Annotated in this window: 30 protein-coding genes and 2 tRNA genes; 16 read left to right on the top strand and 16 right to left on the bottom strand. The window is 63.6% G+C overall.

Annotation, left to right across the window (positions count from 1 at the left end):
• The first annotated feature begins 10 nt into the window (after positions 1-10).
• The 8 genes from CB0101_RS06285 (at position 11) to CB0101_RS06320 (ending at position 6,784) form a co-directional block, all read left to right on the top strand.
• Complete coding sequence (locus CB0101_RS06285) at positions 11-1,186, top strand: family 10 glycosylhydrolase (protein ID WP_256360108.1); 1,176 nt, start codon at positions 11-13, stop codon at positions 1,184-1,186.
• 65 nt (positions 1,187-1,251) lie between these two features.
• Complete coding sequence (gene lexA, locus CB0101_RS06290; protein WP_010310668.1) at positions 1,252-1,869, top strand: transcriptional repressor LexA; 618 nt, start codon at positions 1,252-1,254, stop codon at positions 1,867-1,869.
• 108 nt (positions 1,870-1,977) lie between these two features.
• A tRNA-Ala gene (locus tag CB0101_RS06295) sits at positions 1,978-2,050 on the top strand.
• 189 nt (positions 2,051-2,239) lie between these two features.
• Positions 2,240-3,532, top strand: coding sequence for an integrase (locus tag CB0101_RS06300; RefSeq protein ID WP_010310669.1), 1,293 nt, complete (start codon positions 2,240-2,242; stop codon positions 3,530-3,532).
• 160 nt (positions 3,533-3,692) lie between these two features.
• Positions 3,693-3,908 (top strand): hypothetical protein, encoded by a 216-nt coding sequence (locus CB0101_RS06305; protein WP_010310671.1) that lies wholly within the window; start codon positions 3,693-3,695, stop codon positions 3,906-3,908.
• Positions 3,908-4,156 (top strand): hypothetical protein, encoded by a 249-nt coding sequence (locus CB0101_RS06310; RefSeq protein ID WP_029553082.1) that lies wholly within the window; start codon positions 3,908-3,910, stop codon positions 4,154-4,156. The genes CB0101_RS06305 and CB0101_RS06310 overlap by 1 nt, the downstream gene beginning before the upstream one ends.
• A gap of 209 nt (positions 4,157-4,365) precedes the next feature.
• Positions 4,366-5,181, top strand: coding sequence for a hypothetical protein (locus CB0101_RS06315; protein WP_010310677.1), 816 nt, complete (start codon positions 4,366-4,368; stop codon positions 5,179-5,181).
• Positions 5,174-6,784, top strand: a complete 1,611-nt coding sequence (locus CB0101_RS06320) for a hypothetical protein (protein ID WP_010310679.1) — start codon at positions 5,174-5,176, stop codon at positions 6,782-6,784. Before CB0101_RS06315 ends, CB0101_RS06320 begins: the two co-directional genes overlap by 8 nt.
• A gap of 317 nt (positions 6,785-7,101) precedes the next feature.
• On the opposite strand, the gene CB0101_RS06325 is transcribed toward CB0101_RS06320, so the two are convergent.
• From CB0101_RS06325 to CB0101_RS06340, 5 genes are read right to left on the bottom strand one after another with little or no spacing between them, the layout of a single operon-like run.
• Positions 7,102-7,386 carry a hypothetical protein gene (locus CB0101_RS06325; RefSeq protein ID WP_010310683.1) on the bottom strand — a complete coding sequence of 95 codons (285 nt, stop codon included), beginning with the start codon at positions 7,384-7,386 and terminating at the stop codon, positions 7,102-7,104.
• Positions 7,377-7,754: a hypothetical protein gene (locus CB0101_RS06330; protein WP_010310685.1), complete on the bottom strand. Its 378-nt coding sequence runs from the start codon at positions 7,752-7,754 to the stop codon at positions 7,377-7,379. Before CB0101_RS06330 ends, CB0101_RS06325 begins: the two co-directional genes overlap by 10 nt.
• Positions 7,754-7,903 carry a hypothetical protein gene (locus CB0101_RS15340; RefSeq protein ID WP_010310687.1) on the bottom strand — a complete coding sequence of 50 codons (150 nt, stop codon included), beginning with the start codon at positions 7,901-7,903 and terminating at the stop codon, positions 7,754-7,756. The genes CB0101_RS06330 and CB0101_RS15340 overlap by 1 nt, the downstream gene beginning before the upstream one ends.
• Complete coding sequence (locus CB0101_RS06335; protein WP_136644015.1) at positions 7,900-8,238, bottom strand: hypothetical protein; 339 nt, start codon at positions 8,236-8,238, stop codon at positions 7,900-7,902. The genes CB0101_RS15340 and CB0101_RS06335 overlap by 4 nt, the downstream gene beginning before the upstream one ends.
• On the bottom strand, positions 8,235-8,633 hold the full coding sequence (locus CB0101_RS06340; protein ID WP_010310691.1) for a hypothetical protein: 399 nt from the start codon (positions 8,631-8,633) through the stop codon (positions 8,235-8,237). Before CB0101_RS06340 ends, CB0101_RS06335 begins: the two co-directional genes overlap by 4 nt.
• A gap of 370 nt (positions 8,634-9,003) precedes the next feature.
• Here CB0101_RS06340 and CB0101_RS15345 point away from each other — a divergent pair, with 370 nt between their 5' ends.
• Entirely contained in the window at positions 9,004-9,171 is a 168-nt protein-coding gene (locus tag CB0101_RS15345) for a hypothetical protein (RefSeq protein WP_010310693.1), read from the top strand.
• Positions 9,172-9,184: 13 nt separating this feature from the next.
• Here the strand turns inward: CB0101_RS15345 and CB0101_RS15350 are convergent, their stop codons facing one another.
• Both CB0101_RS15350 and CB0101_RS15865 read right to left on the bottom strand, forming a co-directional pair.
• Positions 9,185-9,334 carry a hypothetical protein gene (locus CB0101_RS15350; protein ID WP_168187958.1) on the bottom strand — a complete coding sequence of 50 codons (150 nt, stop codon included), beginning with the start codon at positions 9,332-9,334 and terminating at the stop codon, positions 9,185-9,187.
• Positions 9,335-9,379: 45 nt separating this feature from the next.
• Positions 9,380-9,574: a hypothetical protein gene (locus tag CB0101_RS15865; RefSeq protein WP_136644016.1), complete on the bottom strand. Its 195-nt coding sequence runs from the start codon at positions 9,572-9,574 to the stop codon at positions 9,380-9,382.
• 652 nt (positions 9,575-10,226) lie between these two features.
• Here CB0101_RS15865 and CB0101_RS15355 point away from each other — a divergent pair.
• Both CB0101_RS15355 and CB0101_RS15360 read left to right on the top strand, forming a co-directional pair.
• Entirely contained in the window at positions 10,227-10,394 is a 168-nt protein-coding gene (locus tag CB0101_RS15355) for a hypothetical protein (protein WP_010310702.1), read from the top strand.
• Positions 10,395-10,464: 70 nt separating this feature from the next.
• A tRNA-Ala gene (locus CB0101_RS15360) sits at positions 10,465-10,533 on the top strand.
• A 53-nt stretch (positions 10,534-10,586) separates the two neighbouring features.
• Here CB0101_RS15360 and CB0101_RS06350 read toward each other — a convergent pair.
• The 4 genes from CB0101_RS06350 to CB0101_RS06365 all read right to left on the bottom strand — a co-directional run bounded on the left by CB0101_RS06350 (position 10,587) and on the right by CB0101_RS06365 (position 14,770).
• Positions 10,587-11,051, bottom strand: coding sequence for a hypothetical protein (locus tag CB0101_RS06350; RefSeq protein WP_010310704.1), 465 nt, complete (start codon positions 11,049-11,051; stop codon positions 10,587-10,589).
• 308 nt (positions 11,052-11,359) lie between these two features.
• Positions 11,360-12,679: an MFS transporter gene (locus CB0101_RS06355; RefSeq protein ID WP_010310709.1), complete on the bottom strand. Its 1,320-nt coding sequence runs from the start codon at positions 12,677-12,679 to the stop codon at positions 11,360-11,362.
• A gap of 53 nt (positions 12,680-12,732) precedes the next feature.
• Entirely contained in the window at positions 12,733-13,188 is a 456-nt protein-coding gene (locus CB0101_RS06360; protein WP_136644017.1) for a hypothetical protein, read from the bottom strand.
• Positions 13,189-13,303: 115 nt separating this feature from the next.
• Positions 13,304-14,770: an apolipoprotein N-acyltransferase gene (locus tag CB0101_RS06365; RefSeq protein ID WP_050778801.1), complete on the bottom strand. Its 1,467-nt coding sequence runs from the start codon at positions 14,768-14,770 to the stop codon at positions 13,304-13,306.
• A gap of 55 nt (positions 14,771-14,825) precedes the next feature.
• Here CB0101_RS06365 and CB0101_RS06370 point away from each other — a divergent pair, with 55 nt between their 5' ends.
• The 4 genes from CB0101_RS06370 (at position 14,826) to CB0101_RS06385 (ending at position 17,463) form a co-directional block, all read left to right on the top strand.
• Positions 14,826-15,194: a phasin family protein gene (locus tag CB0101_RS06370; RefSeq protein ID WP_010310716.1), complete on the top strand. Its 369-nt coding sequence runs from the start codon at positions 14,826-14,828 to the stop codon at positions 15,192-15,194.
• 41 nt (positions 15,195-15,235) lie between these two features.
• On the top strand, positions 15,236-15,859 hold the full coding sequence (locus tag CB0101_RS06375; protein WP_010310719.1) for an FKBP-type peptidyl-prolyl cis-trans isomerase: 624 nt from the start codon (positions 15,236-15,238) through the stop codon (positions 15,857-15,859).
• Between the two features lie 224 nt (positions 15,860-16,083).
• Positions 16,084-16,683 carry a superoxide dismutase gene (locus CB0101_RS06380; RefSeq protein WP_010310721.1) on the top strand — a complete coding sequence of 200 codons (600 nt, stop codon included), beginning with the start codon at positions 16,084-16,086 and terminating at the stop codon, positions 16,681-16,683.
• A gap of 258 nt (positions 16,684-16,941) precedes the next feature.
• Positions 16,942-17,463, top strand: a complete 522-nt coding sequence (locus CB0101_RS06385; RefSeq protein ID WP_010310723.1) for a hypothetical protein — start codon at positions 16,942-16,944, stop codon at positions 17,461-17,463.
• Between the two features lie 106 nt (positions 17,464-17,569).
• On the opposite strand, the gene queA is transcribed toward CB0101_RS06385, so the two are convergent.
• The 5 genes from queA to lipB form a co-directional block, all read right to left on the bottom strand.
• Complete coding sequence (queA, locus tag CB0101_RS06390; RefSeq protein WP_010310725.1) at positions 17,570-18,688, bottom strand: tRNA preQ1(34) S-adenosylmethionine ribosyltransferase-isomerase QueA; 1,119 nt, start codon at positions 18,686-18,688, stop codon at positions 17,570-17,572.
• A gap of 33 nt (positions 18,689-18,721) precedes the next feature.
• Positions 18,722-20,041 (bottom strand): dihydrolipoamide acetyltransferase family protein, encoded by a 1,320-nt coding sequence (locus CB0101_RS06395; protein ID WP_136644019.1) that lies wholly within the window; start codon positions 20,039-20,041, stop codon positions 18,722-18,724.
• Between the two features lie 50 nt (positions 20,042-20,091).
• On the bottom strand, positions 20,092-20,535 hold the full coding sequence (locus CB0101_RS06400) for a YlqD family protein (protein ID WP_010310740.1): 444 nt from the start codon (positions 20,533-20,535) through the stop codon (positions 20,092-20,094).
• Between the two features lie 107 nt (positions 20,536-20,642).
• Positions 20,643-22,577, bottom strand: coding sequence for an AMP-binding protein (locus tag CB0101_RS06405; protein ID WP_010310742.1), 1,935 nt, complete (start codon positions 22,575-22,577; stop codon positions 20,643-20,645).
• Positions 22,578-22,602: 25 nt separating this feature from the next.
• A complete protein-coding gene (gene lipB / locus CB0101_RS06410; protein ID WP_010310744.1) occupies positions 22,603-23,286 on the bottom strand; it encodes a lipoyl(octanoyl) transferase LipB in 684 nt (227 codons plus the stop codon).
• Positions 23,287-23,333: 47 nt separating this feature from the next.
• Between lipB and hpf the strand changes: the two genes are divergently transcribed.
• Positions 23,334-23,921, top strand: coding sequence for a ribosome hibernation-promoting factor, HPF/YfiA family (hpf, locus tag CB0101_RS06415; RefSeq protein WP_010310746.1), 588 nt, complete (start codon positions 23,334-23,336; stop codon positions 23,919-23,921).
• The last annotated feature ends 21 nt before the right edge of the window (positions 23,922-23,942 follow it).

The following is a 23,942-nucleotide window of genomic DNA, read 5'->3' on the forward strand; positions in this document are numbered from 1 at the left end:
GGTTGCCACCGTGCTGTGTGCCTGGCTGGCGCCATGGAACCCGCCAGCGTTCGGACAAGAAGAACTGCGCGGTGTCTGGCTGACAGCCAATGACATGCCTGTGCTCCGCGATCGAGAGCGCATGCAGGCCACGGTGAATCAGTTGGCCGATTTGCACTTCAACCGGCTCTACGTGGTGGTGTGGAACGGCGGCATGGCCTACTACCCCAGCCAACTGAGTGAGAGCCGCGGCTTTCAGAGCTTCACCTACCGCGGCCTCCAGGGCCAGGATGTGATCGGTGAACTCATCAGTGCAGGTCGTAACCGTGGGCTCACGGTTCTGCCCTGGTTTGAATTCGGCTTCATGGCGCCTCCTGATTCAGAGGTGGCCAAACAACACCGAAGCTGGCTCACCCAGAGACGCGATGGCAGCCTCACTTCGATCAGCGCCGCTGGCGAGGTGGTGTGGCTGAACCCCTTCCGGCCTGAAGTGCAGCAACTGATCACCGATCTCGTACTCGAGGTGGTGAACCAATACGGGGCTGAGGGCATCCAATTCGATGACCACATGAGCCTGCCGCGTGACTTCGGATATGACGCCTACACCGTGGAGCTGTACCGAAAGGAAACAGGAAAGGCACCACCAGCCAATGCGGATGATCCCGCTTGGGTGCAGTGGCGGGCTCAACGCCTCACCAGCTTCATGCAACGCCTCAGCCAGGCAATCCGAGCAGCCAGGCCCGGCGCGATCGTCTCCATCTCACCGAACTACTACGACTTTGCCTACAAGCTCCAACTGCAGGATTGGCGCCGTTGGGTGCAAACCGGCTTCGCTGATGAACTGCTCATTCAGATCTACCGACCCGATCTAGCCAGTTATCTGCCCCAACTGAGCAAGCCAGAGGTGCTGGAAGCCCGCGATCGAATCCCTACGGCCATTGCGGTGCTGAGTGGCCAACGCAACCGCCCCACCCCACTGCCTCTGATCCAAGAGAAGGTGGATGCCAACCGTCAGCAAGGACTCGGCACCGGCTTCTTCTACCTGGAGAGCCTCTGGAGCCTTGGCCCCGAACAACCAAGCGAACGCATCCGAGGGCTTCAGCAACTGCTTCCGCCACAAAACACACCGATGCCCGCCCTACAACCAGCGGCCCGCCCAGCCTTGCCACCGCTGCCACCGCCACCGCTCGAACCCATCACCCCATGACACACACCACTTGCCAGAGAGCAGGCCGAGCGGTACAAATGTATTGACGCCAATCGCATTGCCTGGTGCCCGCCGGATCCCCTGAACCGCTGACTCCCGCTCAACAGGAGCTCTACGACTGGCTCGCGAGCTTCATCGGTGAGCACCGCCATAGCCCTTCGATTCGGCAGATGATGCAGGCGATGGGCCTGCGCTCACCGGCACCGGTGCAGAGCCGCCTTCGCCACCTGCAGCAGAAAGGCTGGATCACCTGGCAGGAGGGGCAAGCGCGCACCCTTCAGCTTCTGGGAGAACTCACTCCCGGCATCCCCGTGCTCGGCGCGGTGGCGGCCGGCGGCCTGGTGGAAACCTTCGACGACGTGAGCGAACGGATCGACCTCGCTCCCGTGCTCGAAACGCGAGGCCTATTCGCCCTCACCGTGAACGGCGATTCCATGGTGGACGCCCACATCGCCGACGGCGACGTGGTGCTGATGGAGCCCGTTCCAGAACCAAGCCGCCTGCGCAACGGCACGATCGTGAGCGCCCTGGTGCCCGGCAGCGGAACCACGCTCAAGCACTTTCACCGCGAGGGAAGCCAGGTGCGCCTGGAAGCCGCCAACCCCGCCTACGAGCCGATTGTGCTCGACGCTGAGCAGGTGGCCGTGCAGGGAAAACTCGTAGCCGTCTGGCGCCAGGTGTAGGCGACCAACCCGCCCGCACCCCCTGCGGTGTAAGCTCTCTGCATCGAAACGGCGCGGCTGAAAAGCCACCCGGGGTCTCCAGCTCCCGGCCTGCCCATCGATCCAAAAGGGGCCATAGCTCAGCTGGTAGAGCACCTGCATGGCATGCAGGGGGTCAGCGGTTCGAATCCGCTTGGCTCCATTGAGATTACCCAGTCACTGACTGGGTTTTTTGGTATCTGGCGCACCCTACGCAGAGGGTCAGATGCACCCTGGGGCACCCAGATATGCCTGTTTGGTGCCCGATTTGGTGCCATGCTTTCACCAGCGCAAACCCGCTCCACGACTGGGGTGGGTGGTGCTTCCTTGCCCGCTTGGTGCCCGTTTAGTCATGGCAGCCCGTCAGCAGTGGTTTGAAACCCTCCGCGTGAGCATCGCCCAAGAGCACGGCAAGGGCTGGATCGTGCGGGAGAAAGGGGCCACCAGCCGCAAACCGATCGGGCGCTGCCAACTGATACGCATTTGGGAGGACCGGACCCGCAGCAGCGTGATGCTGCCCATGGAGTGGAAGGCCACCAACGCCACCGCGATCCTCACCACCGTGGGCCAGGTCCGCAACCTGATGGAGGAGCGCCACCTCAGCCTGCAGGACGCGCTCAGGCTCAACACCGAACTGCTTAGTGGCAACCAAGAGCAAGCAGGCGAGGAATTTGCCGGCTGGCCTGAGGTAGCAGCCCGGTTCCTCAAGGCGCAGGAGGGTCGGCGCAGCAGCACCCTGCGTGACATCACCACCAGGGTGGAGCGCACGCTGGAGGCGCTACGCAGCAGGCCATGCCCACGCGATGGCGGCACCTTGATGCGGCGCTATGCAGAGAAGTTCTTCGAGGGCTGCCCAGCAGGTGGCACGGGCCGCAAACGCAACCTGCTGGACGTGGCCCGGTTCCTCGCCTATGCGGTGGATGAGTGCGGTGCACCCACGCGGTTCTACCCACCAAGCAAAACCAAGATCAATGAGCTGATCGGCTCAGCGGAAACCACCGCAGCCGAAAAGCTCACCCCACCGATCAAGCCAGAGGATCTGGCAGCCCTGCTGGATCAGCTAGATGCCGATAGTGAGCACGAGCTGCGGCTGGCGGTAGGGCTGGTGGGTCTCTATGGCCTGCGGCCTGCTGAGCTGGCGGTGCTCACCGTGAAGGAGGGCAAAGCGTATGTGGGCCACGTCAAGCGCAACAGCACCTCCATGGGCGCCAAGGCCAAGCCACCCCGGCTGGTGAAGGCAATCGACATCGCAGGCCGTGATGGCGAAGGAGAACGCCTCATTCAGCTCTATGCCAGCGGACGGGTGAAGCTGCCCAAATCGCTGCGCAATCAGATCGCCAAGGTGGAGGAGAAAGGCCGCTTCCAAGATGTAGGCGCCGACTTCGCCCAAAAGCTGGAGCGCTATGCCCCATGGCGGGCGCTGGTGGCCCGCTGCCCAGGGCTCACCCCCTACTCATTGCGGCATGGGTATGCGTGGAGGGCCCATTGCTGCAGCACCAATGCCATGCACCCACGCATTACAGCGGCCCTGATGGGGCACAACGTTGCCACCCACCTCAAGCACTACGGCAGCTGGACTGATGAGGCTTCGCTGGAAGCTGCAGTGGAGCGATACAACGCTGGGGTGCACCCAGTTGGGGCATGAGTTCTCATTCGCGACCGTGCACCGCTACTGTCAAAACATAAGAACTGCGGATCTGAACTGTCCGTGGGAACCACACCAAAGCCGCAATGAACGCGAGGGAGCTGGCTGCCCCCTCAGGCTCTGGTGATCTGCGAAGCCGGTTCCCTCGCATACGTTCCCCATGGGCAACCAGGCCCCTACGGCAGGCGCATCTGAGCCGGCCCTGTTCAAGCGCCTACAGCGCAAGCTCAATCCTCAAGGCCAGCAGCTGCACCGCTGCCGCCAAGACTCTCGCGACATAGCGACGCTGGGTCGCTACTACGTCACCGAGCCCGCGATCAACGCGGTGGTGGCCACCCACATTCACCTGGCCGACTGGCTGGCGGAGGTGGCGTGATGAGCACTCCTCAGCAGTGGCTACGCACCCCTATGGCTGCCATGGCCTTGGGCTGCAGCCAGAACCATCTCAAGCGCTGCCGAGATAGCCACGGCGGGTTCCTGGTGCATGGTGAGCACTACATCAACGGCACTAGTCACAGCGCCCCGATCGTCTGGAACGTGGATGCGGTGCGGACCGCTTTCACGTATCACGGCATGCTCCGCCAACGCGGTGAAGCAGCTCTCAAGCAAGCGGTGGGAGCATAAAAATGGCCCCCACAAATCGCGGGAGCCTTGGGCATGGCGATGTTCTAAGGCTATCTGACCCCCTACTGCATCTGCAGAAGGTCAGAACCAGCAAAACCATTGCCCCAGCTGAGCAGCAGCTCCAGCCCACTGGCAAGCATGCACCAGATTCGACACCATGGCGCCACCAGCTGCCACGGCTTGCCCATCTGGAGCAGGATCTGGCCCTGTTGCCGGTTGGCTGGGGCCCCGATCGCAAGGGGCCGATGCTGGAGGGCTGGCAGCATCACCTCGGCTACACCGTGGCACAGCTGCAGGCTTACCGCAGCATGCGCTCAGTGGGTGCCCGCACCGGGCTGCTCACCGGCCCGCTGCTGTGCTTTGACTTTGACGGCGCCACCTCCCTGGAGCTGGGTCTGGATCACTTAATTGATCCGGGCTGGGCCTGCACCTGGCAAGTCCACCGCGACACCGACGCCAACCGGCTGAAGGTGTTGTTCCGGCCCACGATGGAGCAGCTCCAGCAGCTGCCCGATGGCGCTGAGTTTCAGGGCAAGACCATCACGGCACCCAAAACCGACACCAGCAAGGGCGAGGCCCTGGAGGTGTTCTTTGATGGCGGGCGCCAGGTGATCGTGCTGGGTGAGCACCCCAGCAGCGGCGGCCACTACTTCTGGCCCGATGGCATGGGCCCTGAGGCGCTGGCAGCCCCACCGGCTCATTGGTGGGAGCATGCGCTGAGGATCGCTGCAGACTGCCAGCAGCGGCTCACTACCGGCAGCAAACCCAGCTCACGGCGCCATGGCACCAAGCGGCTGGACCTCTGCCCGATCTGCGGGCGGCACGGGTCGCTCTGGTGTGAGCAGACCCAGGAGGGGCTGATCCTGTGCATGCCCGGCTCCACCTTCAGCGCTGAGCAGCGCCATGGGCCGCTGAGCATCGGGCAGGTGGTGGATGGCTGGGCGCTGGTGAAGCGCACCCCTATCGGTGAAGGCGATGTGCTCACCTTCAAGCTGCACCGGCCCAGGGGGTGCAGCAATGGCTGAGGCTCCCTTCAAAGTGCTGGGCTGGTGCACTGATCGCAAGGTCATCTACTACCAGCACCGTCAGACCGGGCAGATCGCTTACATCACACCGTCAGCGCAGGCCACACCTCTCCTAAAGCTGGCGCCTGCTGGCTTTTGGGAGTCGCAGTATCCGGGCCGACTTGGCACCGACTGGGTAACTGCTGCTTCCAAGGTGATCGAAAGCGCCAACAAACGGGGGGTGTTTGCCCTGGATCGCGTCCGGGGCCGTGGAGTGTGGATGGATGGCACCCAGGTGGTTTGGCATCTGGGTGATCGGCTGGAGGTGGATGGCAAGCAGGTTGGCCTGATCGACCATCAGAGCAGTTACCACTACCAACGCCTACCCAGGCTCGACATTGACCCCGCAACGGCTCCTCTCAGTGATGCCGAGGGCGCTCTGATCCTCCAGGCCGTCAAGGCCATGGGCTGGAGCACCCCAGTCGATCACCTTCACCTATTGGGCTGGGTGATGCTGGCAAACGTTGGCGGCGCCCTCGACAAGCGGCCCGTGCTGCAGATCACCTGCGGATTCGGGCAAGGCAAGACCTACACCCTCACCGTTGTGATCCAGCCGCTGCTGGCTGGGCTGGCGATCTGCGAAAGCAACAGCTCAGAGGCGGCGATCCGCCAGACCCTCAACACCGACACCCTGCCGGCGCTGATCGACGAATCAGAGGGCGAGGATCAGCACAAACGCGAGGGGCACCTCAAGCTGGCCCGGCTGAGCTTTGACGGCAGGGCCACCAGCAGGGGCACCACCTACGGCAAAGCCCTCACCTATGCGGTGCGCAGCAGCATGGCGCTGGTGGGCATCAATGCGGTGATCGCCGACCCTGCAGGCCGCAGCCGCACGGTGGTGGTGGGCCGCCAGCAGCTGCCGCAGGAGCAGTGGGGGCCAGTGGATCGCAAACTCCGCGAGCTGGTGACGGTCAAGACCGGCGCCATGCTTGTGCGGCGGTGCGTCACTCACCTACCCACACTGCAGGCCAACGTGGCCACCTTCCGCAGGGTGGTGGAGGCCCAGCTGCCAGCTGGAGCAGCAGCCCGAGCTGGCGACACCTACGGCGCCCTGCTGGCAGGTGCCCACCTCCTGCTAAGCACGGCCCAGGTGGATGAGGCTCAGGCCCTGGACTGGATGGATCGCGTCGGCTGGGATGCCGCAGCGGCCCTGGGTGTGGATGCAGCCCCTGAGCAATCAGCGGCGGCAGAAGGTGCGCAATGCCTCGCCAAGCTGCTCAGCCATGAGGAGCAATGGCGCACTGCAGACCCCGAATACGGCACCGGCAGGATCACTATCCGCGAGCTACTGCAGCTGGCCCGGAGCCCCAGTGGCGCCGACGAGGCTGAGCAGGCCCGCACTGCTTTGGGCCGCCGTGGCATCAAAGCCACGGATCACGCTCTGGTGATCGCCAACAACGCTCAGCTACTGGCAGCCATCTACAACAACACCAAATGGCGCAGCGGTGGCCACGTTGAGCGCCTGCGGGATCTGCCCGGTGCTGATGCTGCTGGGCCGCATCACTTCAAAGCGATGGGCACCCACAAGGCCACCACCGTGCCATGGGCCGCTGCTGGGTTCTAACGGTTGAAACAGGCAGCGTTAGGCGAAAACCTAGCGCTGCCGGGCTTTCTATCGATCTAACGGTCTAACCCCGGATCACCAACACACCCCTATTAAGGGGCACCCTCTCTACTACTTACTACTTTTACAGTTAGAAGGGTTAGAAGGTTAGAAAGCCAGTAGCAGCAAGCGATCTCCCCTAACCCAGCTGCCGGGCCAGCCGTTAGACCGTTAGAACCTCTGCCTACTCAGCAGCAGGTCAAGCAGCCCAGGAGCATTGCCCTGCTTGGGCTGCCATACAACTCAACAGGCCAGCAGGCACCAAAGCAGGCACCAGTTCAGTGCTGGGCCCACCGCATGATCAGCTCTTCCAGGTCACCCGCTGCTGGTCCAGTTGGGCGCTGCTCCCAGCGATCACCGCAGCTGATCACCCAATCAATCCAGAAGCTTGACCATCGTTCACGTTGCCGGCGGGTGACGCCTTTTGACGTTGGCATCGGCGCAAATGCCTCGATCACTTCCAACACAACCTCAGGCGGCGCGTCATCCAACAGCGCCGCACACTGCGCTGCCTGCTGCTCCAACGCGATGAGCTGCTCCGCCAACTGATAGCTCAGCTCCACGTTCCGCTCCTCCCGAATCGGCCCATCTGCGTTCCTGGTCGTGATGGCGCGTGGTCAGCACCCAAACCCACCAGTGCTCGCAGTTCGCGGCTGATACCAACGACAGCGCCGGAGTTCTTGGCCTTCATGGCCTGTTCAGCTGATGCCATCAGCATGTGGATCAACTGCGCTGTCAGATGGGTGCGCTCTACATGGTCCAGGTCCTGCACCAAGGTCTGATGCGCCTTTGATGTGATGCGCTGGGCCTGGCGCCTACTGATCCCCCACTTCTCCGCCATTTCAGACACCACAGCGGAACTGCCACGTCCAGCCATCAACTGCTGCAGTGCCCAGTTAATACGTTCCTTGGCGGCAACTGGGCTAGCCATCAGCTCAGCAGCCCTTCACTGCGCAATGCTTCCAACAGGCGCTGGCGTTGTACGGGCTGGAGATCTACCTGCAGCAATGCACGCAAGATGCCAACCTCGCGCTTTTTCTGGCGGTCAAGGTCTGCCAATGCGTCATCAATGATTGTCATCCCATCGCCTCCTGGAGCTGATGCACTTGAGCTTCGATGGCATCCAGACGTTCCAATAGGTCACCAGCGCGGGTGTTGATCTGTTGGTGGAGCTCGTCCCCTTGATACTGCAGCTCGGTTAGATGTTCTTCAGCTTGGCGGCGCACATCAGGACGTTGAATCAAGCGGGGTAGTTCTTCCTGCCAAAACCAAGCAACAGCAGCAGGTGGCAGCCCGCTTGCCATTGGGTCATCGGATTGATCTCTGAATGCCAGCACTTTGTCCAGTGCCTTGCGTTGCTCGTGCGGCGGCAACAGCAACCAATTAGCGATTGGATGCTTCCTGGCGATACTCATTGCCCATACCTCCGGCCAGTGATTGCATTACGGCCCTGCAGGTTCATCTGTTCGCGGTAACGCGCTGATGCAGTGTTCACCTGCCGCAGGCGGTCGGTTTGCATCGCTAGGGCCTGCGCTTGCATTTCACGTGCTGCGCGTTCTTCAGCCTCGCGGCGTTGCAGATCAGAACCACAACCCAGATACGCCGCCAGTGCCGGATCACGGCGCTGCAACAGGCTTTTGAGCGTCAGATTCTGTGCAATAGCCCCGCCAGATACAGGACGGCCATAGGGGCGTGTTGGGGGCACACCACCAGCCTTCACAATGCGGGCTTCAATCTGCCGTGCTTCCTGCTCAATACGCTCTGCAGCGCTATGGGCAGCATCAATCTGCTGGTCGATTGGGAGGTTCATCAGTGCACCTCCACGGGCAGTACACGGCGGGACTGAGCAGATGCCATCGGATCACCATCTGGCGCGTGCGGAGTGTCGTCGTCAGCGCTGAACCGCGCCATTGCACGTTCAAGCCTCGCTTGCTCCTGCAATTCCTGCAAAGCTAGCGTTCCCAGCAGGCTCAATCGGCCTCGTCTTGTCATTGCAAACCCCCTCAGGATTGCTGTGATCCAGTCTAGGGGTGTTGCAGTGGTGATTCTCGCAGAATTGCACGCGGCGGGCTATAGTGCTGCTGTCAGCAGTTGAGCCTGAGTTGCTCCTGCCGCCACAGTCTTTCTACTGAGCCACAGGAGCCGCGCAGGTCGCTGCTGGTGTTCTTCGCCACCGTCCTATGGGATCCGTTGCTGACGCGCTTGCGGCTCGCTTAGCCGCCCTTCAACGTCAATCTGAGATCACTGATCAAAAGGTTGCTGCCACCATCGCCCGCTGCCATCAGCTCATCGCTGAAGAACAGGCAGCAGAAGCGAGATGGGCAGCAGAGAATCCCGATCTGCTGTGAAGACAGGCCCCGGTTATCGCCGGGGCTTTTTGCTGTCTTGCTCTAGGCAGCGCTCTAGGTACTGGTGGGTGGGCAGCAGGTTCACGCCGGCCACCTCTGGGCGCTTGCTGAGCAGCCACAGCAAAAGCCTTGTGCGGCGGGATAGCCCGTGAGGATTAGCCATAGGGGTAGGCGCCACCAGGGGCAGCGCCATGCTCTTCACTCCTACCTAGCTAGACGTTGACACCTCCAACAAGTGCGCGATCAGATTTGAAAGGCTCCGGCCTTCTTGGTCTGCACGTTGCTGCAGCGTGTGGTGAAGCTGCCAGCAGGCGGTGAAGGTGATCCGCTGGGGGCGCCGGCGCAGCAGATCAACAGGTCGCACAGGAGCGACAGCCCCATAGGGCTGTGAGAATGAAGACATCAGTTCGATCACGAGTTGGACTGGTCACGAGGTCGGCTGTTTGCGCAGCGCGGCCTCACCTCCAAACTTAGACCGCATGCTGCGGCGCCTTTGCAGCATGCGTTGCAGTTCTGCAGCACCAACGCTGTGACTACCGGTCAGCCCTTGGACCAGGCACCTGCCCGTTAGCGGGCTTGATCGTCACAGCACGCTGCGCTGCCCTGTAGGCGCGATCAAAGCACTGATCCGCTAGCTGCTCCCAATGCCTGCGGGAAGCATCATCCATGTCTCATCACGGTTAGAGCGGAAGTCGCTGGCTTCGCCTGCTGGCCTTGCCTATACGCCAGCCCCAGGCTCGTCAGGATCACAATCACGACCAGGCTTACCAGAAGCTGGTAGACCGTAAAGCCTGCTGCTGCAGTTGGTCTGATTGGCATGGGTATAGCCGGCTGCTGCTATGCAACTAGTACAAAGGCTATAAGTCAATGCCTATGCAGTTAGTGCATAGAACCAAATCTTCTCTCGGGTGTTTACTCCTGGTGCGTTGTTGGTCGTTATTGCTACTGCCCTGTCGACCCTGTGTTGCCGCTTGGTTGCCGCCGTGGCCACCCGTGGTGCAGCAGATGCCGGATTTCGGTGGGGTGGCTACCAGCAGTGCAGAGGCTCCTGCGTCATGACCCGCCACACCCTGATCATCGAAGGGCCAGAGGGGTCGATGACCACGCTGGAGCTGTTTGTCGACGATCCCGCTGAGGTCTGGCGCATCGGGCACGAGCTGTTCCCTGGGCGCCGGCTAGCTGCGGTCTGCCACCAAGACGAGGACGAAGACAAGGAGGAGTGAGCTCAAATCTCTTGGTGCCCGATTTGGTGCACAACAAGATGAAACAAAATCCTCAAAGCCATGCAGCGCAGGGGCTCTGAGCCATGCAGCCTGCTGCATGGCATGCAGGGGGTCAGGAGTTCGAGTCTCCTTGGCTCCATTGTGAGAACCCGGGTTTACCCGGGTTTTTTTGTATCTCACCAGCACCAGCCATCAAAGGCCTAGACGAATCCGTTCGTGCTTGATCGGCTTGGTGATCTCAGCGCCCACTTCGCCATCCACGCTGGCGTCCACACTGCCGCTCACCTGAGCTGTCACACCGCCCGTTACGGCCACATCTCCAGACACTTCAGCCTTCAAAGGCTTGTTCAACTGGGGAACTTGTACCGCCACAGGCGCAGCCAACTGCACGCCGTCCGGAAGTTTCACGGTGGCCTGCAGCGACTGGGTACGGATGGGAGCTTCGATACCGCTCACGGCCGCCGACACGGGCAGAGGCTGATCAAGCGTGAGCTGCACGCGCACTGGCCCCTTCAAGATCATCTCGTCGTCGGTGGCAATCACCCAGGCCAAGATCCCTGTGCAGGCCACCAGGGCGAAAGGCCAGCGCAAGAGGGTGAGCGCGCGAAGCACGAGCACGGAGCGCGGGCCGAGCTCACCGCCGGAAGGCCAAGACATCAAAACGTGACCCAGGAAACAGAACCTCGGTACACCACGAACACTTTTGCACCGGTAGCCGTTGCTACACTTTTAAAACGTTCATCCCCTTGTGGGACGCACGCCTTGGCAGCAGGGAACGGGGCTGCCAGCTTGAGGCAACCGCCATGAACACCCTCGCTCTGATTCGCGCGCAGATCCTGAAGGCCAAGCGCCTTCACCAGGCTCAGCTCGCCACCGTGAGCAACCCGCGTGCTCAGATCTTCTGATCGACGCGATTCACGTTCATCGACCAGGCGCCCAATGGGCGCCTTTTTTTGCGCGCAGCCTTAGGCCAGATCGGCGCCATTGGCGGGACTGAAAGACAGCCGCATCAGCGGTTTACGCAGCACGATCACCGCCACGATGAGAGCGAGGGCCATTGCAATCTGAACCGGGGCATAGCCCGAGGAGATGGCGCTGTTGCGAATGCTGACCCCGTGCATCAGACCACTTGCCGCGGCCGCACTGAAGGACTGCAGACCTTTACCGAGGCTGGCGATGGCGGACACACGCCCCTGCAACTCCACCGGCGTGAGGCCCTCGACAAGAGCCATATCCAAATTGACCGCCAATACCGCGCAGCCCCCCGCAAAGAACGCCGCCAGCGAGGCCCAGTGGATCACATCGCTTGAAACCAACAGCAGGATCGACACACCCAAACCTGCAGCAGCACTGAGCAGCGGAAGCCCTGGCCGACTGCCCTCCCCGGATGCCATCCCAAACAGCGAGCCCACGAAGCCCCCCAAGCCCACCGCCGAGAGCAGCGCGGCATAAATGCCATGGCTGTGGCTGCCACCCATGGTGTGGTGACCATGCACAAAGATCGGCAACAGCGTTTGGAAAGGCATCCCCAGCAACATCACCACCGCCAACAACTGCAGCAAGGCACGCAGAGCCCATTTCCCCCGCACGAACTGCACACCTTCCGCCACGCTGCGCAGAAAAGACAGGCCCTTCACCTTGCTCACCTGAGCCGATGCCCGCACAGCAGGCATGAACGGAATCAGCGCCAGTAACGGCAGGAAACTGAGCACATTAAAGAAGAAAGCAACCTCTTCATGACTCCGGTCGCTGTGGCCAAGACTCATCAACACACCACCAAGGGCTGGACCAAAAATATTGGTGATATTGGAGGAGGTGCTGTAAAGCTGCTCAGCCTCCACCAATTCAGTTTCGGGCACCATCTCGCTGATGAGAGCGGTACGAGCCGGTGAATCAAAGGCTGAGATCGCACCATTGCAGACCGTTAAACCCACCAGCATCCACAAGGGCACCATGCCAAGCAGGGAGGCGCCCCACAACGCCAGGGCTACCAGCAGAAATCCAGATTCAGTGAGCAGAAACAGGCGGCGACGGCTGATGCGATCCGCTGCAGCACCACCCACCACCTCCAGCAGGAACTGAGGCACTCCGTAACCCAAGGCAAGCGCAGCAATCCCCGCGGAGCCATAGCTCTTCACCGTGAGCCAGGAGAGCGCCATCACGAAGGCGCTGGTGCCGAGATTCGACACAAGATTGGCGATCCAGAAGCGCCGAAAGTTGCGGAGACGCAAAAGTGAACGGGCACTTGCGCTCAGGCGCACCAGCACTGATTCCTGTGCCGCCATGAACGCAACACGTTCAGATCAATGGGCCACATGATGCAGCCGAAGCAACACCTTCAATGTGATCTGGAGCACTGCTGCAACAAGTGCTGAACCAGAGCAGGATCGGCTTGCAAGGCATAGGCCTCGATCTCGCGCTGACGGCTGTCCTGAGGCAGGGAAGCCGTGGTGGCGACCACGTGATCGAGATTGCCCTGATTGCGCAGGTGCTGCAGAAAAAATCCATTCAGCTGCCGCTCACTGAGGGTGCCAACCCGGCGCAACCCCTGCTTGAGCGAAACGGACGTTGGACTTTCAAGACCATCCAGGCAGTCCTGCACGACGTGCACCAACTCGTGGTGAAGCACCTTGTTGCGCTCTTGCGGCCGCGCCATCAGGGCATCACCCAAGCAAAGAAGATTGGCGCCCATGTTGTATGTGGCCAACTGACCGGGAGCACCACACACCCCGCCGAGCTGCACCGTTATTCCGAGATCCCGCAGACCTTCCAGGAGGTCTGCCTCTGCCTGCAACGCCTGGGGCTCAGCGCTCGCCCCACCCGCCTGAACTCCGGCCCATGCCACCGCCAGCCCGAGGACCACACGCCAACACCAGGCCAAACCGGGCACAGGCAGTCTCAAGAAAGTCTCAAGATTGTCGCACTCGAGACTTGACTCGCGCGATGCCGGCAATCGCGGCCAGGGCCAGCAGGGGCCATTCGCCCACGCGGCTGTAGCCCGTGACAACGGCAAGGGGTTGGATCTCAACCAGCAAGGTTCCTGGGGCTTGGCGCTCCAGGCGTTGGCGCACCTGCCCCCGGGAATCCACCACCAAGCTCGGGCCTGTGTTGGCGGCACTCACCAACCACCTCCCCGTTTCGATGGCCCGCAGCTGCGCCAGAGCCGCAAATTGCCGCTGCAGCTGAACGGGATAGGGATCGAGATTGGCACTGGCCAATAACCACCCAGCCCCATCGCGGACGGATGCGGCCAATGCCGCCCCATCAGCAATCTCGTAGCAAATGGCCACACCAATGGGCCCGCCGGGGCGATCCAACAGGCGCGAGGCCTCGCCAGCACTCACCCCGCCCACGGCCGATAAGCCCGACCAGCTCAGCCAGGCACTGCCAGGAATCCACTCACCAAGCGGCACCAAACGGTGCTTATCGATGGCCTGAACGGGGTCCACATCACCCGGAGCAAACCGCAGCAGCGCGCTGCGCAACGCAGCGCCGCTCTCGCGGAACCCACCGCTCAGCACCTCCACCGGAGCCGGACTGAGCAGCTGCTGCCCCAGAGCCAAGGCCCCCTCAGGCAACAGCAGCGCATCCGCCCCGAGTTGCTCCGCCTGCAGCTGAGCACCCGCCAAGCGACGCAACAAGGCCTGCTGCTGGGTCCAGCTGAATTTCTCGCGGGTGGGGATGGCGGGTTGGAGCACCAGCAGCCGGGTGGGGGGCGATGCGCGATCAGCGAGCGGCACCGCCTGCAGCAGGGCCCAGCCCCAGGCGTGCAGCAGCAGCACCACCAGCAGCCAGGCCGCAGCAGCACGAGCAAACCGGCCACGGCCCGCCAACCCCCCACTGCAAAGACGCCACAGCCACCAGGCCAAAAGCAGCTGCAACGCCGCCAAGCCGCCCGCTCCAATCCACTGCGCCAAGCCGGCCAGCGCCGGATCGCCCGGCAAGGCCGCACTACCCAGACCAATCCAGAACAACGGCCCTTGAGCCAGCCACACCTCTGCCACCCCCCAAATCGCAGCCGCCAAAACAGCGGTGCTCCATCGATCTGCCCCCCATTGCTGCACCACCAGGCGCCAAGCGCTCACCAGCGCGGCCCCCACAGCGCCCAGGGCGAGCCACAAGAACACACACAGCGGCAGGCTGAGGCCCAGCGGCACCCCCACCCAATCCAATGGGTGCAACCAGAGCAACCAGCGGTGACTCAGCAGCACCGCCAAGGCGGCCCATAGAGCTGCATGCCGCGGACCCAGGGCCCAGAGCGGCAGCAACGCGCACCACAACAACGGAGGACAACCCCAGGGGGGTAAGGCCAAGCCCGCCAACACGCCACCGAAGGCTGCGGCGATCCATCTCCACAAAGGCCGGTTGCCTGCCATGGCGATCGACCCTAGGAAGCGCCATGGTTTGGGTCAGGCAAGACCGGGCAGCACCATGGACGCGAGCAATCCCCTTCAACAGCTGCTGGTGCGAGGACTCGGCACCACCTCGTTGGTGTCCGAACGACTGCGCAGCGTCACTCAGGCCTGGGTGAGCAGCGGCCGCCTCGACCCCTCCCAGGCCTCAGCGCTAGTGGACGACGTGCTGGCCAGCCTGCGCGGCGAGAACCCAGAGCTGGAGAAGCAAACCGAGCGCCAGGTGGAGCGCAACCTCGATCACCTCCTGCAAGACCTAGGCCTGGCGCGGCAACGGGAAGTGGATGAACTGCGGGGCCGCATCGATCGCCTGGAGCAGCAGCTCCGGCGCCTGCGCAGCGACGCCGGCCAAGCCGACGGCAGTGGCTTCAGCGACCTGCCGGACTGAAGCTGGGGCAGAATCTCGCCGTCTCAGCCCATCAACGAGCCATGCGCGACATCCTGATCAGCTCGGCTGTGTGCGTGGCCTGCCTGCTCCTGGCTTTTGTGAGCCAACTGGTGGCGCCCTCAACGGTGCAAGCCCAACCTGTGGCGCAGGTGGCTGTTGCTGCTGCCGCACCTGCTGCAGCCCCGGCCAGCCTGAGCGGCCAGTTCGAACTGGACCCTGAAGACCCCAACCCTGCGCTTTTCACCATGGCCAGCGACGCCGGCAACAACGACCTGATCGCCGATTCCGGCGCCTCCGCCCTCGGCGGGGAAATGGTGGTCGCCAAAGAGCGCGTGACCCCCAGCGGTCTTCGCATCACCGACCTGGTGATTGGCGATGGCCCGGAGGCCAGCTCAGGCCAAACCGTGGTGGTCAACTACCGCGGCACCCTGGAGAACGGCAAAGAGTTCGATAGCAGCTACGGCCGCGGTCCCTTCTCCTTCCCCCTCGGCGCCGGCCGCGTGATCAAGGGTTGGGATGAGGGCGTGGCCGGCATGCAGGTGGGCGGCAAGCGCAAGCTCGTGATTCCCCCGGATCTGGCCTACGGCGAGCGCGGCGCCGGTGGCGTAATCCCCCCGAACGCCACCTTGATTTTTGAAGTGGAGCTGCTGCAGATCAAGGGCTGAACGCAGCCCTGACAGCACCTGGCTGTCTCTTGAATTCAAACCCTCATCACGGTCCCCCTCTGGATGCCCAGAGGGGGACTTTCTGCTGAAGGGCATGCCCCGCTCGCCGCGGCCAGGACGGTTCTCACCACCCAAGCCCACAGATTCGAAACCTGAAGCGATCGTTAGGATGCCGCGGCCGTCCGGCACTTGGCCGGGCCACATCCAGCACGCTTCCCCGTCTCATGGCTCACACGCTGCCTGCGCTGCCCTACGGCCTCGATGCGCTCGAGCCCCACATCTCCCGCCAGACCCTTGAGTTCCACCACGGCAAGCACCACAACGCTTACGTGACCAACCTCAACAACCTGGTGGCCGGTACCGATCTGGACGGCAAGAGCCTGGAAGACACCATCACCGCCGTAGCCGGCGACGCCAGCAAGGCCGGCGTGTTCAACAACGCCGCCCAGGTGTGGAACCACAGCTTCTACTGGCAGTGCATCAAGCCGGGCGGTGGCGGCACCCCCAGCGGCGCTCTGCTCGACAAAATCAACGCTGACTTCGGCAGCTTCGAGAAGTTCGTTGAGGAGTTCAAGGCCGCCGGTGCAACTCAGTTCGGCAGCGGCTGGGCCTGGCTGGTGCTCGACAACGGCACCCTGAAAGTGACCAAGACCGGCAACGCCGATCTGCCCCTGGCCCACGGTCAGAAAGCTCTGCTCACCATGGATGTGTGGGAGCACGCTTACTACCTCGACTACCAGAACCGCCGCCCCGATTACATCACCACCTACCTCGACAAGCTGGTGAACTGGGATTTCGTGGCCGCCAACCTGGCCGCTGCCTGATTCACCGCCGTCGATCGATCAGCTGTCGATCAACTTGAGAATTAGCCCCGTGGGCCCTTCGTTGGCACGCGGGGCTTTTTCATGCCAACACCCAAACAATCAGCCGTGCTCCTCACCACGCGAAACCCCTGCACAGCGCCGGCAAGACCACAACAGCAAAGCAAGCAGATTTACACATAGGCCCCAAAAGCAAATAAATTAATTCAGCCAAAATGCACCCCTTGCGTGGCAATATTTATCTGCTAATGCGCCATTGTCATGCGTCTCCTGTCCCGCGCTGGTGCCATCTCGGCAGCCATCGCCACTTCTGTTGCGGCTCCTGCCCTGCTCGCCAACAGCGCCGAGGCGATTGACCTCAAGAACTTCATCCCCAAGCAGGTATTCGTCAAGCAGGCGAACCCCACCTCCGTCGCCATCCTGTCGATCCAGGGCACAACCAACACTCCTCAGGGCGTGCTGTGTGATGTGACCTACACCTCCCAGGCTCTGTATCCCAACGTCACCACCTCCAAGGCACGTTGTGGCAGCAGCCGCTCCCAGCTGTTCCTGGGTAGCAGCGACGCCGAGGTGGATTACGACGCCTCCATGGTGAACCTGCTTCAGCTCTACGGCGTGAGCACCAAGACCACCACCAACACCAACGGTGCCACCTTCCTGTGCGCCAAGCCCACCGGTGTGCGTCCCAGCGAGTTCAGCTACACGCTGCAAACCACCAACGTGCCGATGACCGGCATGCTGCTCACCACCAGCAACCCCAAGCTCTGCTGGGGCCAAAGCTGAGCCTTCCCAGCGGCGTGATGCCACGCCATGACTGAACTGAGCCGCCAACGGAATCGTTGGCGGCTTTTTTATGGCGTTGATTCCAAGCGGGGCGCGCCTCTGCCCGCTACACCCCCAGCTGAGGCTGCGCCTGCTGGAGCACAGCCTCCGGTGCGATCCACATCGCATCGCCGTAGGAGAAGAAGCGATAACCCTCCGCTTTGGCCTGTTCGTAGAGATCCAGCAACCGCGTGCGCCCGATCAGAGCGCTCACCAACAACAGCAAAGAACTCTTGGGCAAATGGAAGTTCGTGAGAAGCCCCTGCACCACCGCGAAGCGATAGCCCGGTTGAATCACCAAATTCACCGGTCCGGCATGGGACTGGAGGGTTCCACCATGCAACTGAGCCACCGCCTCCAGGCTGCGCACACTGGTGGTTCCCACAGCGATCACACGGCCTCCGCGAGCCCGGCAGGCTGCCACGGCCTCCACCAAGACGGGTGACACCTCCACCCACTCGCTGTGCAGTTCCAGCTGATTGAGATCTTCCGTTTCCACGGGTCGGAAGGTCCCCAGACCCACGTGCAGCGTGACTTCGGCCATCTCCACACCGCGAGCCCGGATGGCGGCAATCAGCTCATCACTGAGGTGTAGGCCCGCCGTTGGTGCCGCCACGGCTCCGGGCCGTGAGGCGTAGCGGGTCTGATAGCGGGTGTCGTCGTCGTCGTTTTGCTGCTGGATGTAAGGAGGCAACGGCATGGAGCCGTAGCGGGCTAGCAGCGTTTCGATCGCTTCCGGACTGGTGCACTCCTCAGGGAAACGCACCACACGCCCCCCCGTCTCTTCATCGATGGCCACGATCTCAAGGCCGATGGCGGGCTGACCGTGATGTTCCAGCTGCAGCAACTCTCCGGGTTTGAGCCGTTTGGCTGGACGAGCCAGGCAAAGCCAATCACTCTCCCCGGCCGGCTCCAGCACCAGCAGCTCCACGCTGCCGCCACTGGGCCGTCGAGCCTGCAGCCGCGCCTTGAGCACCCGGGTGTTGTTCACCACGAGGAGATCTCCAGGCTTCAGCTCATCCTGTAGATCCCAGGCCGTGCGGTGCCGGCAACCGCTGGGTTGCCCGGGGTCCACCACCAACAATCGAGCGGCATGGCGCGGCTCCACCGGGCTCTGGGCGATGAACGTCTCCGGCAGATCGAACACGTAGCTCGATAACCGTTGATCAGCCGGATCGATCGCCATCAATCGAGGACTTGAGCGCGCGCGGTGTGGTGGTCAGATCGCCAGGCTTTCGGGGTTGGTTTCGATCAGCTGGGCCAGATCCTTGAGGAAGGCTGCCGCGTGGGCGCCATAGATCACGCGGTGATCACAGGTGAGGTTCACCTGCATCTGGTTGGCCACGCGCATCGAGCCATCCTTACCTGCCACAACGGTGGGGCGGGAGGCGGCGACAGCCAGGATGGCGCCGGTGCCAGGGGGCAGGATCGCGTCGAAGCGATCCACACCGAACATCCCCAGGTTGGAGAGGGTGAAGGTGCCGGTGCTGTATTCCTCGGGCTGAAGCTGCTTGCTGCGGGCGCGGCTCACCAGATCAGCCCAGTTGCGCGCCAACGAATAGATATCGGTCTTGTCGGCGTTGGCGAGCACAGGGGTGATCAGACCGCCGTCTTCCATAGCCACAGCCACAGCCACATTCACAGCAGCGGGGAAGCTCATGGCGCTGCCATCGGCGCTGGTGGCGGCATTCACCTGGGGGTGACGGGCCAGGACCACACCCACGGCCTTGGCCAACAGGGCCGTCATGGTCACGCCCTTGCTCTTCACCTGCTTGTATAAGGCGTCGAGCTTGGTGGTGGTGATCGTGTAGCCCACCCGGAAGCAAGGCACCTCCAGGCTGGCGATCATGTTGCGGTTGACCGCGTTCTGCAGCGTGTTGAAGCTCACGCTCTCGCCGGGGCGTCCAAACGCGTCACCGGCGGGTGCGGGAGCCGGCGCAGCGGCGCCATTGCCTGAGGCGGCAGCCGCAGGGGCTGATCCCTCCGCCACGCGGGGCACAGCCACGGTGAGACCGAGGGCCCGTTCCACGTCTTCAGCCTGAATGCGGCCGTGGGGGCCGCTGCCACGCATGGTTTCGAGCGCCACGCCGTGCTGGCTGGCGAGCTTCTTGGCGCGGGGGCTGGCCACCACCCGGCCGCTGGCCACGGGAACAGGGGCGGCAGCGACAACGGGTGCTGGAGCTGCGGCCACTGGCGCGGGGGCAGCGGCCGGAGCAGGCGCAGGAGCCGCGGCCGCAGCGGGAGCCGCCGCCGCACCACCACTGGGGGCCTTGGCCTGAACCTCAGCGATCTCCGCCTGGGTTTCCACGATCAGGCCGATGGTTTCGCCCACCGGGGCCGTGCCACCGGCCGGCATCAACACGGCGGCGAGATAGCCCTCGTTGAACGACTCCACATCCATATCGGCCTTGTCGGACTCGACCACGAGCACCGACTCACCCCGCTCCACCTTGTCGCCAGGCTTTTTGAGCCACTCCACGATCTTCCCCTCCGTCATGGTGGAGGAGAGGGCGGGCATAAAGATTTCGTGGGTGGCCAACGGAGGTCTGCCGCGCAATTGGGGCGGATTTTACGTGGCCCCCTTCTGGCTCAGAGGCTGCCTTCGATCGCTTCGATCACGCCATCGCGCACCACCACGGCCACAGACAACTTCTCAACAAGGTTGTCGCCCACGCGCACGTCGCAGAAGCTCTCGAGCTGGCCCTGATCCACGATCTGCTCCATCTCCAGATCACGCACCTGACGCTGCTGCTCGATCAGCTGGCGCTTTTGCTCCTCGAGCTCGGCCCGCTTCGCAGCCACCTGCTCCTGCACCGACGCCACCTGCTCCTGCACGCGGGGATCGAGGGGGTTGATGCTCTGGCTGCGGATCGCATCCACGAGCTGCTGCCCTTCCTGCTCCAGCTGTGCGAGCTGGCCATCGCTGCCGGCGATGGCGTTGCTGATCTCGCGCTCAGCGTCTTCCTTCCAGCGGGGGGTGACCACGGCACGCACGGTGATCGAACGCTTGATCGAAAGGCTGCCGTCGGCCATGGACTTGGAAATGCAGCGCTCAGGTTGTCAGCCAGCTGCGGCGGCGGCAACGCAGCGGCAGGGCGGGTTTCCGGCCGGAACCGCCCCACACCCCCTTCCGCGCTACCTCAGCGGCCGTAGATCGCCTCAATCGCGGCGGCGTCGCGCTCGGCGATGCGATCGCGTTTCTGTTTGAGGGTCTGGGTGAGCAGGCCGTTGTCGAGGCTGAAGGGCTCCACCAGGGCCACCCCAGCCAGCCGTTCGTCGGGCCGCGCGCCTGGGCGGGCCTGCAGGCGGCGGTTGAGGCGGCTGGCGAACGCTTTCAGCAGAGCAGGGTCTGCAGCAGCGCCGGGCTGCGGTGAAGGGAGCCCCTCCTCCCGGGCCCAGCCGGCCAGTGCCTCCAGCTTCGGCACCACCAGGGCACCGAGGGCCTTGCGGTCTTGCCCCACCACCATCACCTGCTCCACCAGGGTGCAGGCCACCAAGCACTCCTCCAGCGGGCCGGGCTCGATGTTCTCGCCGCTGCTGAGCACGATCGTGTCTTTGGCGCGGCCGGTGAGCACCAGGGTTCCATCGGCCAGCAGCTGACCCAGATCACCGGTATCGAACCAACCCTCCTGATCGAGCACCTTGGCGGTGGCCTCGGGTTTGCCCAAATAGCCCTGCATCACTTGGGGCCCCTGGGCCAGCACCCGCCCCCGCTGGCCGATCTGGAGCAGCGCCCCGCTTTCGGGATCCACGATCCGGATCGCCGTGCCCGGCAGCGGCTGGCCGGAGCTGCCGCGGCGGTTGTTCCAGCGGCGGCGGCAGGTGAGCACCGGGCTGGTTTCGGTGAGGCCATAGCCCACCAGCAGCTCAATCCCCACCGCCTCAAAGAAACCATCCACATGAATCGCCAGGGCACCACCGCCGCTGATGGCGGTGCGCAGGCGGCCGCCGATGAGCTGTTGGCGCACCTTGGGCCAGAGCACCCGGCTGGCCAAGCCATGCAACGGCCAGCTGAGCAGGGCCCCGCCGGCCGCCAGCAGGCGACGGCCTGCAGGCTCAGGAGCCAGGGTGCGATCCGCCGCCACCCGCCGCGACAGGCAGTGGTAGCGGCTCAGGCCAAGGGCCGAGCGCAGCAGCTTTTGCCGGGCGCTGGGCATGGCGGCCAAGGCATCTTCAAAGCCCCCCAGCAGTGCCTCCCAAAGCCGCGGCACGCTGATCAGATAGTGGGGCCGCACCCGCTGCAGATCAGGGCGGAGCTGCTTGAGGTTGGTGTAGGTCTGCGCGCAGCCGCAGGCCAGCAGGAAGTATTCGGCGCTGCGCTCGTAGGCATGCCAGATCGGCAACACGCTGAGCACCCGATCCCCAGGCTGCGGCGCCACCGCCACCCCGAGATGGCGCAGCTGATGCAACAGGTTGGCGTGACTGAGGGGCACGCCCTTGGGTTGGCCGGTGGTGCCGGAGGTGTAAAGCACCGTGGCCAGCCGCTGCTCACCGCCCTCGGGCCAGGCCGGGGCTGGCGCCTTGGCGCCCTGGGCCATGAGCTCCTCCCAGGTGAAGCAGGGCAACACCGGCACCACCGAGCCGCGATCGCCCTGAAGCAGCACCACAAAGCGCAGCTGCCCCAGCAATTCACTGCTGAGCTTGAGCCGAGTGAGCAGCTCCGCCGATTCGAGCACCAGCGCCACAGCGCCTGAATCAGCGGCGATGTAGCGCAGCTCCTCCACCGGCGCCCCGCTACCGCGCACCGCATCGGCGGCCCCCAACCGCATCAGGCCCTGATCGGCCACCAGCCAGCGGGGGCTGTTTTCGGAAAACAGCGCCACCACATCACCGGGCTTCACACCCAGAGCGGCAAAGCCGGCGGCGGCCTGCTCAATGCGGGCGTTGAGATCGCTGAAGCTCAGCTGCTCGGGCGGCTTGGCATGGGGCGCGTCCAGGGCCGTGGCGTCGCTATGGCGTTCCGCCAGCCGCGGCCAGAGCTGCTCCAGGCCCGTGAGATCGCGCCAGTCGGGCCGTTGAGCCAGGGCCTGCTGATCGCGGCGGCTGCCGCTCCAGCGGATCTCAGCGGTGGACATCGGGAGCACATGAGTGGCCCCGGTCTTACCACCCCTGAAGGGCTTCCTGGGGGGTGGGGGGCCGCAACCTCACGCCAAAGCGACGGCCGAAGCACTGGAGCAGCAGCGGCCGCAACGCAGCGGCGGAGAGCTCAGGCCGCCAGTCCAGCAGGCGCCCAACGGGCCGATCAGCAATCCCACAGGGCACCACCTGGGCAAAACCTGCCAGATCCGCCTCCACATTCAGGGCCAGGCCGTGCTGGCTGATCCAGCGCCGGGCACCCACACCAATCGCCGCCACCTTCTGCCCCTCCAGCCACACGCCGGTGAGCCCCTCCACGCGTTCACCCTGAAGCCCCAGCTCCGCCAACAGATCGATCACCACCCCCTCCAGCTCCCGGAGATAGAGGTGAAGGTCGGCGCCGTGGCGCTGCAGGTTGAGCACCGGATAGAGCACCAGCTGGCCAGGGCAGTGGTGGGTCACCTCCCCGCCACGATCAATCCGAAAGAGCGGGGCCGGAGGATCAGCCGGATCGAACCCCAGAAAAGCCGAATCCGCCCCGCGGCCAAGGGTGTAACAGGGCTCGTGCTCCAGGAGCAGCAGGGCATCCGGACCATCTGGATCCGCCAGCAACCGCTGCTGCAGCTGCTGCTGCCAGCTCCAAGCCCGCGGGAAGGCAATCAACCCCGCCGGCTCGAAACAGATTGCGTCGGCTGTGGTGGAAATCACGCACCGTTCCTAGCGTTCAACTGAGCCCATCGCCCGGGAGGCAAGGGATGAAGCTGTTGATCCACGGCCGCAATCTGGAGGTCACTCCAGCCATCCGCGACTACACCGAAGACAAGCTCAAGCGAGCCATCGGTCATTTCGACGGGATGGTGAAAGAAGCGGACGTGCATCTCTCGGTAGCCCGTAATCCACGCGTGCCCCAGCAAACCGCCGAGGTGACCGTGTTTGCCAACGGCACGGTGATCCGCGCCCAGGAACGCAGCGAAAACCTTTACGCCAGCATCGATCTGGTGGCCGGCAAGCTCACCCGCCAGCTGCGCCGCTACAAGGACCGCCACGACGATCACCACCACAGCCCCGGCCATCACGCCACCACCACGCCCAGCCTGGCGGAGCTGCCCGGCCAGGACGCCGTGAGCGAATCGCTGCTGGAGGGCAAAGAAGCCACCCTGCCCAGCCCCGGCGTGCGCCGAAAATATTTCGCGATGCCGCCGATGAGCATCGACGATGCCCTGCATCAGCTGGAGCTGATCGACCACGACTTTTATCTATTCCGCGACGCGTCCAGCGGCGAGCTGCAGGTGGTGTATCGCCGGAACCACGGCGGCTTCGGTGTGATTCAGGCCAAGGGCTGAACGCCCCTCCAAACTGGGGCC

This window comes from Synechococcus sp. CB0101 (assembly GCF_000179235.2).
Taxonomy (GTDB): Bacteria; Cyanobacteriota; Cyanobacteriia; order PCC-6307; family Cyanobiaceae; genus Vulcanococcus.

What these genes read in the sequence shown, in the direction of transcription:
- CB0101_RS06310 (WP_029553082.1), top strand. Translation starts at nt 3,908, where the DNA reads ATGAGCACTCCTCAGCAGTGGCTACGCACCCCTATGGCTGCCATGGCC.
- CB0101_RS06340 (WP_010310691.1), bottom strand. Translation starts at nt 8,633, where the DNA reads ATGAACCTCCCAATCGACCAGCAGATTGATGCTGCCCATAGCGCTGCA.
- CB0101_RS06405 (WP_010310742.1), bottom strand. Translation starts at nt 22,577, where the DNA reads ATGTCCACCGCTGAGATCCGCTGGAGCGGCAGCCGCCGCGATCAGCAG.
- CB0101_RS06330 (WP_010310685.1), bottom strand. Translation starts at nt 7,754, where the DNA reads ATGGCTAGCCCAGTTGCCGCCAAGGAACGTATTAACTGGGCACTGCAG.
- CB0101_RS06300 (WP_010310669.1), top strand. Translation starts at nt 2,240, where the DNA reads ATGGCAGCCCGTCAGCAGTGGTTTGAAACCCTCCGCGTGAGCATCGCC.
- queA (WP_010310725.1), bottom strand. Translation starts at nt 18,688, where the DNA reads ATGGCGATCGATCCGGCTGATCAACGGTTATCGAGCTACGTGTTCGAT.
- CB0101_RS15350 (WP_168187958.1), bottom strand. Translation starts at nt 9,334, where the DNA reads ATGGCTAATCCTCACGGGCTATCCCGCCGCACAAGGCTTTTGCTGTGG.
- CB0101_RS15865 (WP_136644016.1), bottom strand. Translation starts at nt 9,574, where the DNA reads ATGTCTTCATTCTCACAGCCCTATGGGGCTGTCGCTCCTGTGCGACCT.
- CB0101_RS06380 (WP_010310721.1), top strand. Translation starts at nt 16,084, where the DNA reads ATGGCTCACACGCTGCCTGCGCTGCCCTACGGCCTCGATGCGCTCGAG.
- CB0101_RS06370 (WP_010310716.1), top strand. Translation starts at nt 14,826, where the DNA reads ATGGACGCGAGCAATCCCCTTCAACAGCTGCTGGTGCGAGGACTCGGC.
- CB0101_RS06355 (WP_010310709.1), bottom strand. Translation starts at nt 12,679, where the DNA reads ATGGCGGCACAGGAATCAGTGCTGGTGCGCCTGAGCGCAAGTGCCCGT.
- CB0101_RS15340 (WP_010310687.1), bottom strand. Translation starts at nt 7,903, where the DNA reads ATGACAATCATTGATGACGCATTGGCAGACCTTGACCGCCAGAAAAAG.
- CB0101_RS06385 (WP_010310723.1), top strand. Translation starts at nt 16,942, where the DNA reads ATGCGTCTCCTGTCCCGCGCTGGTGCCATCTCGGCAGCCATCGCCACT.
- CB0101_RS06320 (WP_010310679.1), top strand. Translation starts at nt 5,174, where the DNA reads ATGGCTGAGGCTCCCTTCAAAGTGCTGGGCTGGTGCACTGATCGCAAG.
- CB0101_RS06375 (WP_010310719.1), top strand. Translation starts at nt 15,236, where the DNA reads ATGCGCGACATCCTGATCAGCTCGGCTGTGTGCGTGGCCTGCCTGCTC.
- CB0101_RS15345 (WP_010310693.1), top strand. Translation starts at nt 9,004, where the DNA reads ATGGGATCCGTTGCTGACGCGCTTGCGGCTCGCTTAGCCGCCCTTCAA.
- CB0101_RS06305 (WP_010310671.1), top strand. Translation starts at nt 3,693, where the DNA reads ATGGGCAACCAGGCCCCTACGGCAGGCGCATCTGAGCCGGCCCTGTTC.
- CB0101_RS06350 (WP_010310704.1), bottom strand. Translation starts at nt 11,051, where the DNA reads ATGTCTTGGCCTTCCGGCGGTGAGCTCGGCCCGCGCTCCGTGCTCGTG.
- CB0101_RS06365 (WP_050778801.1), bottom strand. Translation starts at nt 14,770, where the DNA reads ATGGCAGGCAACCGGCCTTTGTGGAGATGGATCGCCGCAGCCTTCGGT.
- CB0101_RS06335 (WP_136644015.1), bottom strand. Translation starts at nt 8,238, where the DNA reads ATGAGTATCGCCAGGAAGCATCCAATCGCTAATTGGTTGCTGTTGCCG.
- CB0101_RS06400 (WP_010310740.1), bottom strand. Translation starts at nt 20,535, where the DNA reads ATGGCCGACGGCAGCCTTTCGATCAAGCGTTCGATCACCGTGCGTGCC.
- hpf (WP_010310746.1), top strand. Translation starts at nt 23,334, where the DNA reads ATGAAGCTGTTGATCCACGGCCGCAATCTGGAGGTCACTCCAGCCATC.
- CB0101_RS15355 (WP_010310702.1), top strand. Translation starts at nt 10,227, where the DNA reads ATGACCCGCCACACCCTGATCATCGAAGGGCCAGAGGGGTCGATGACC.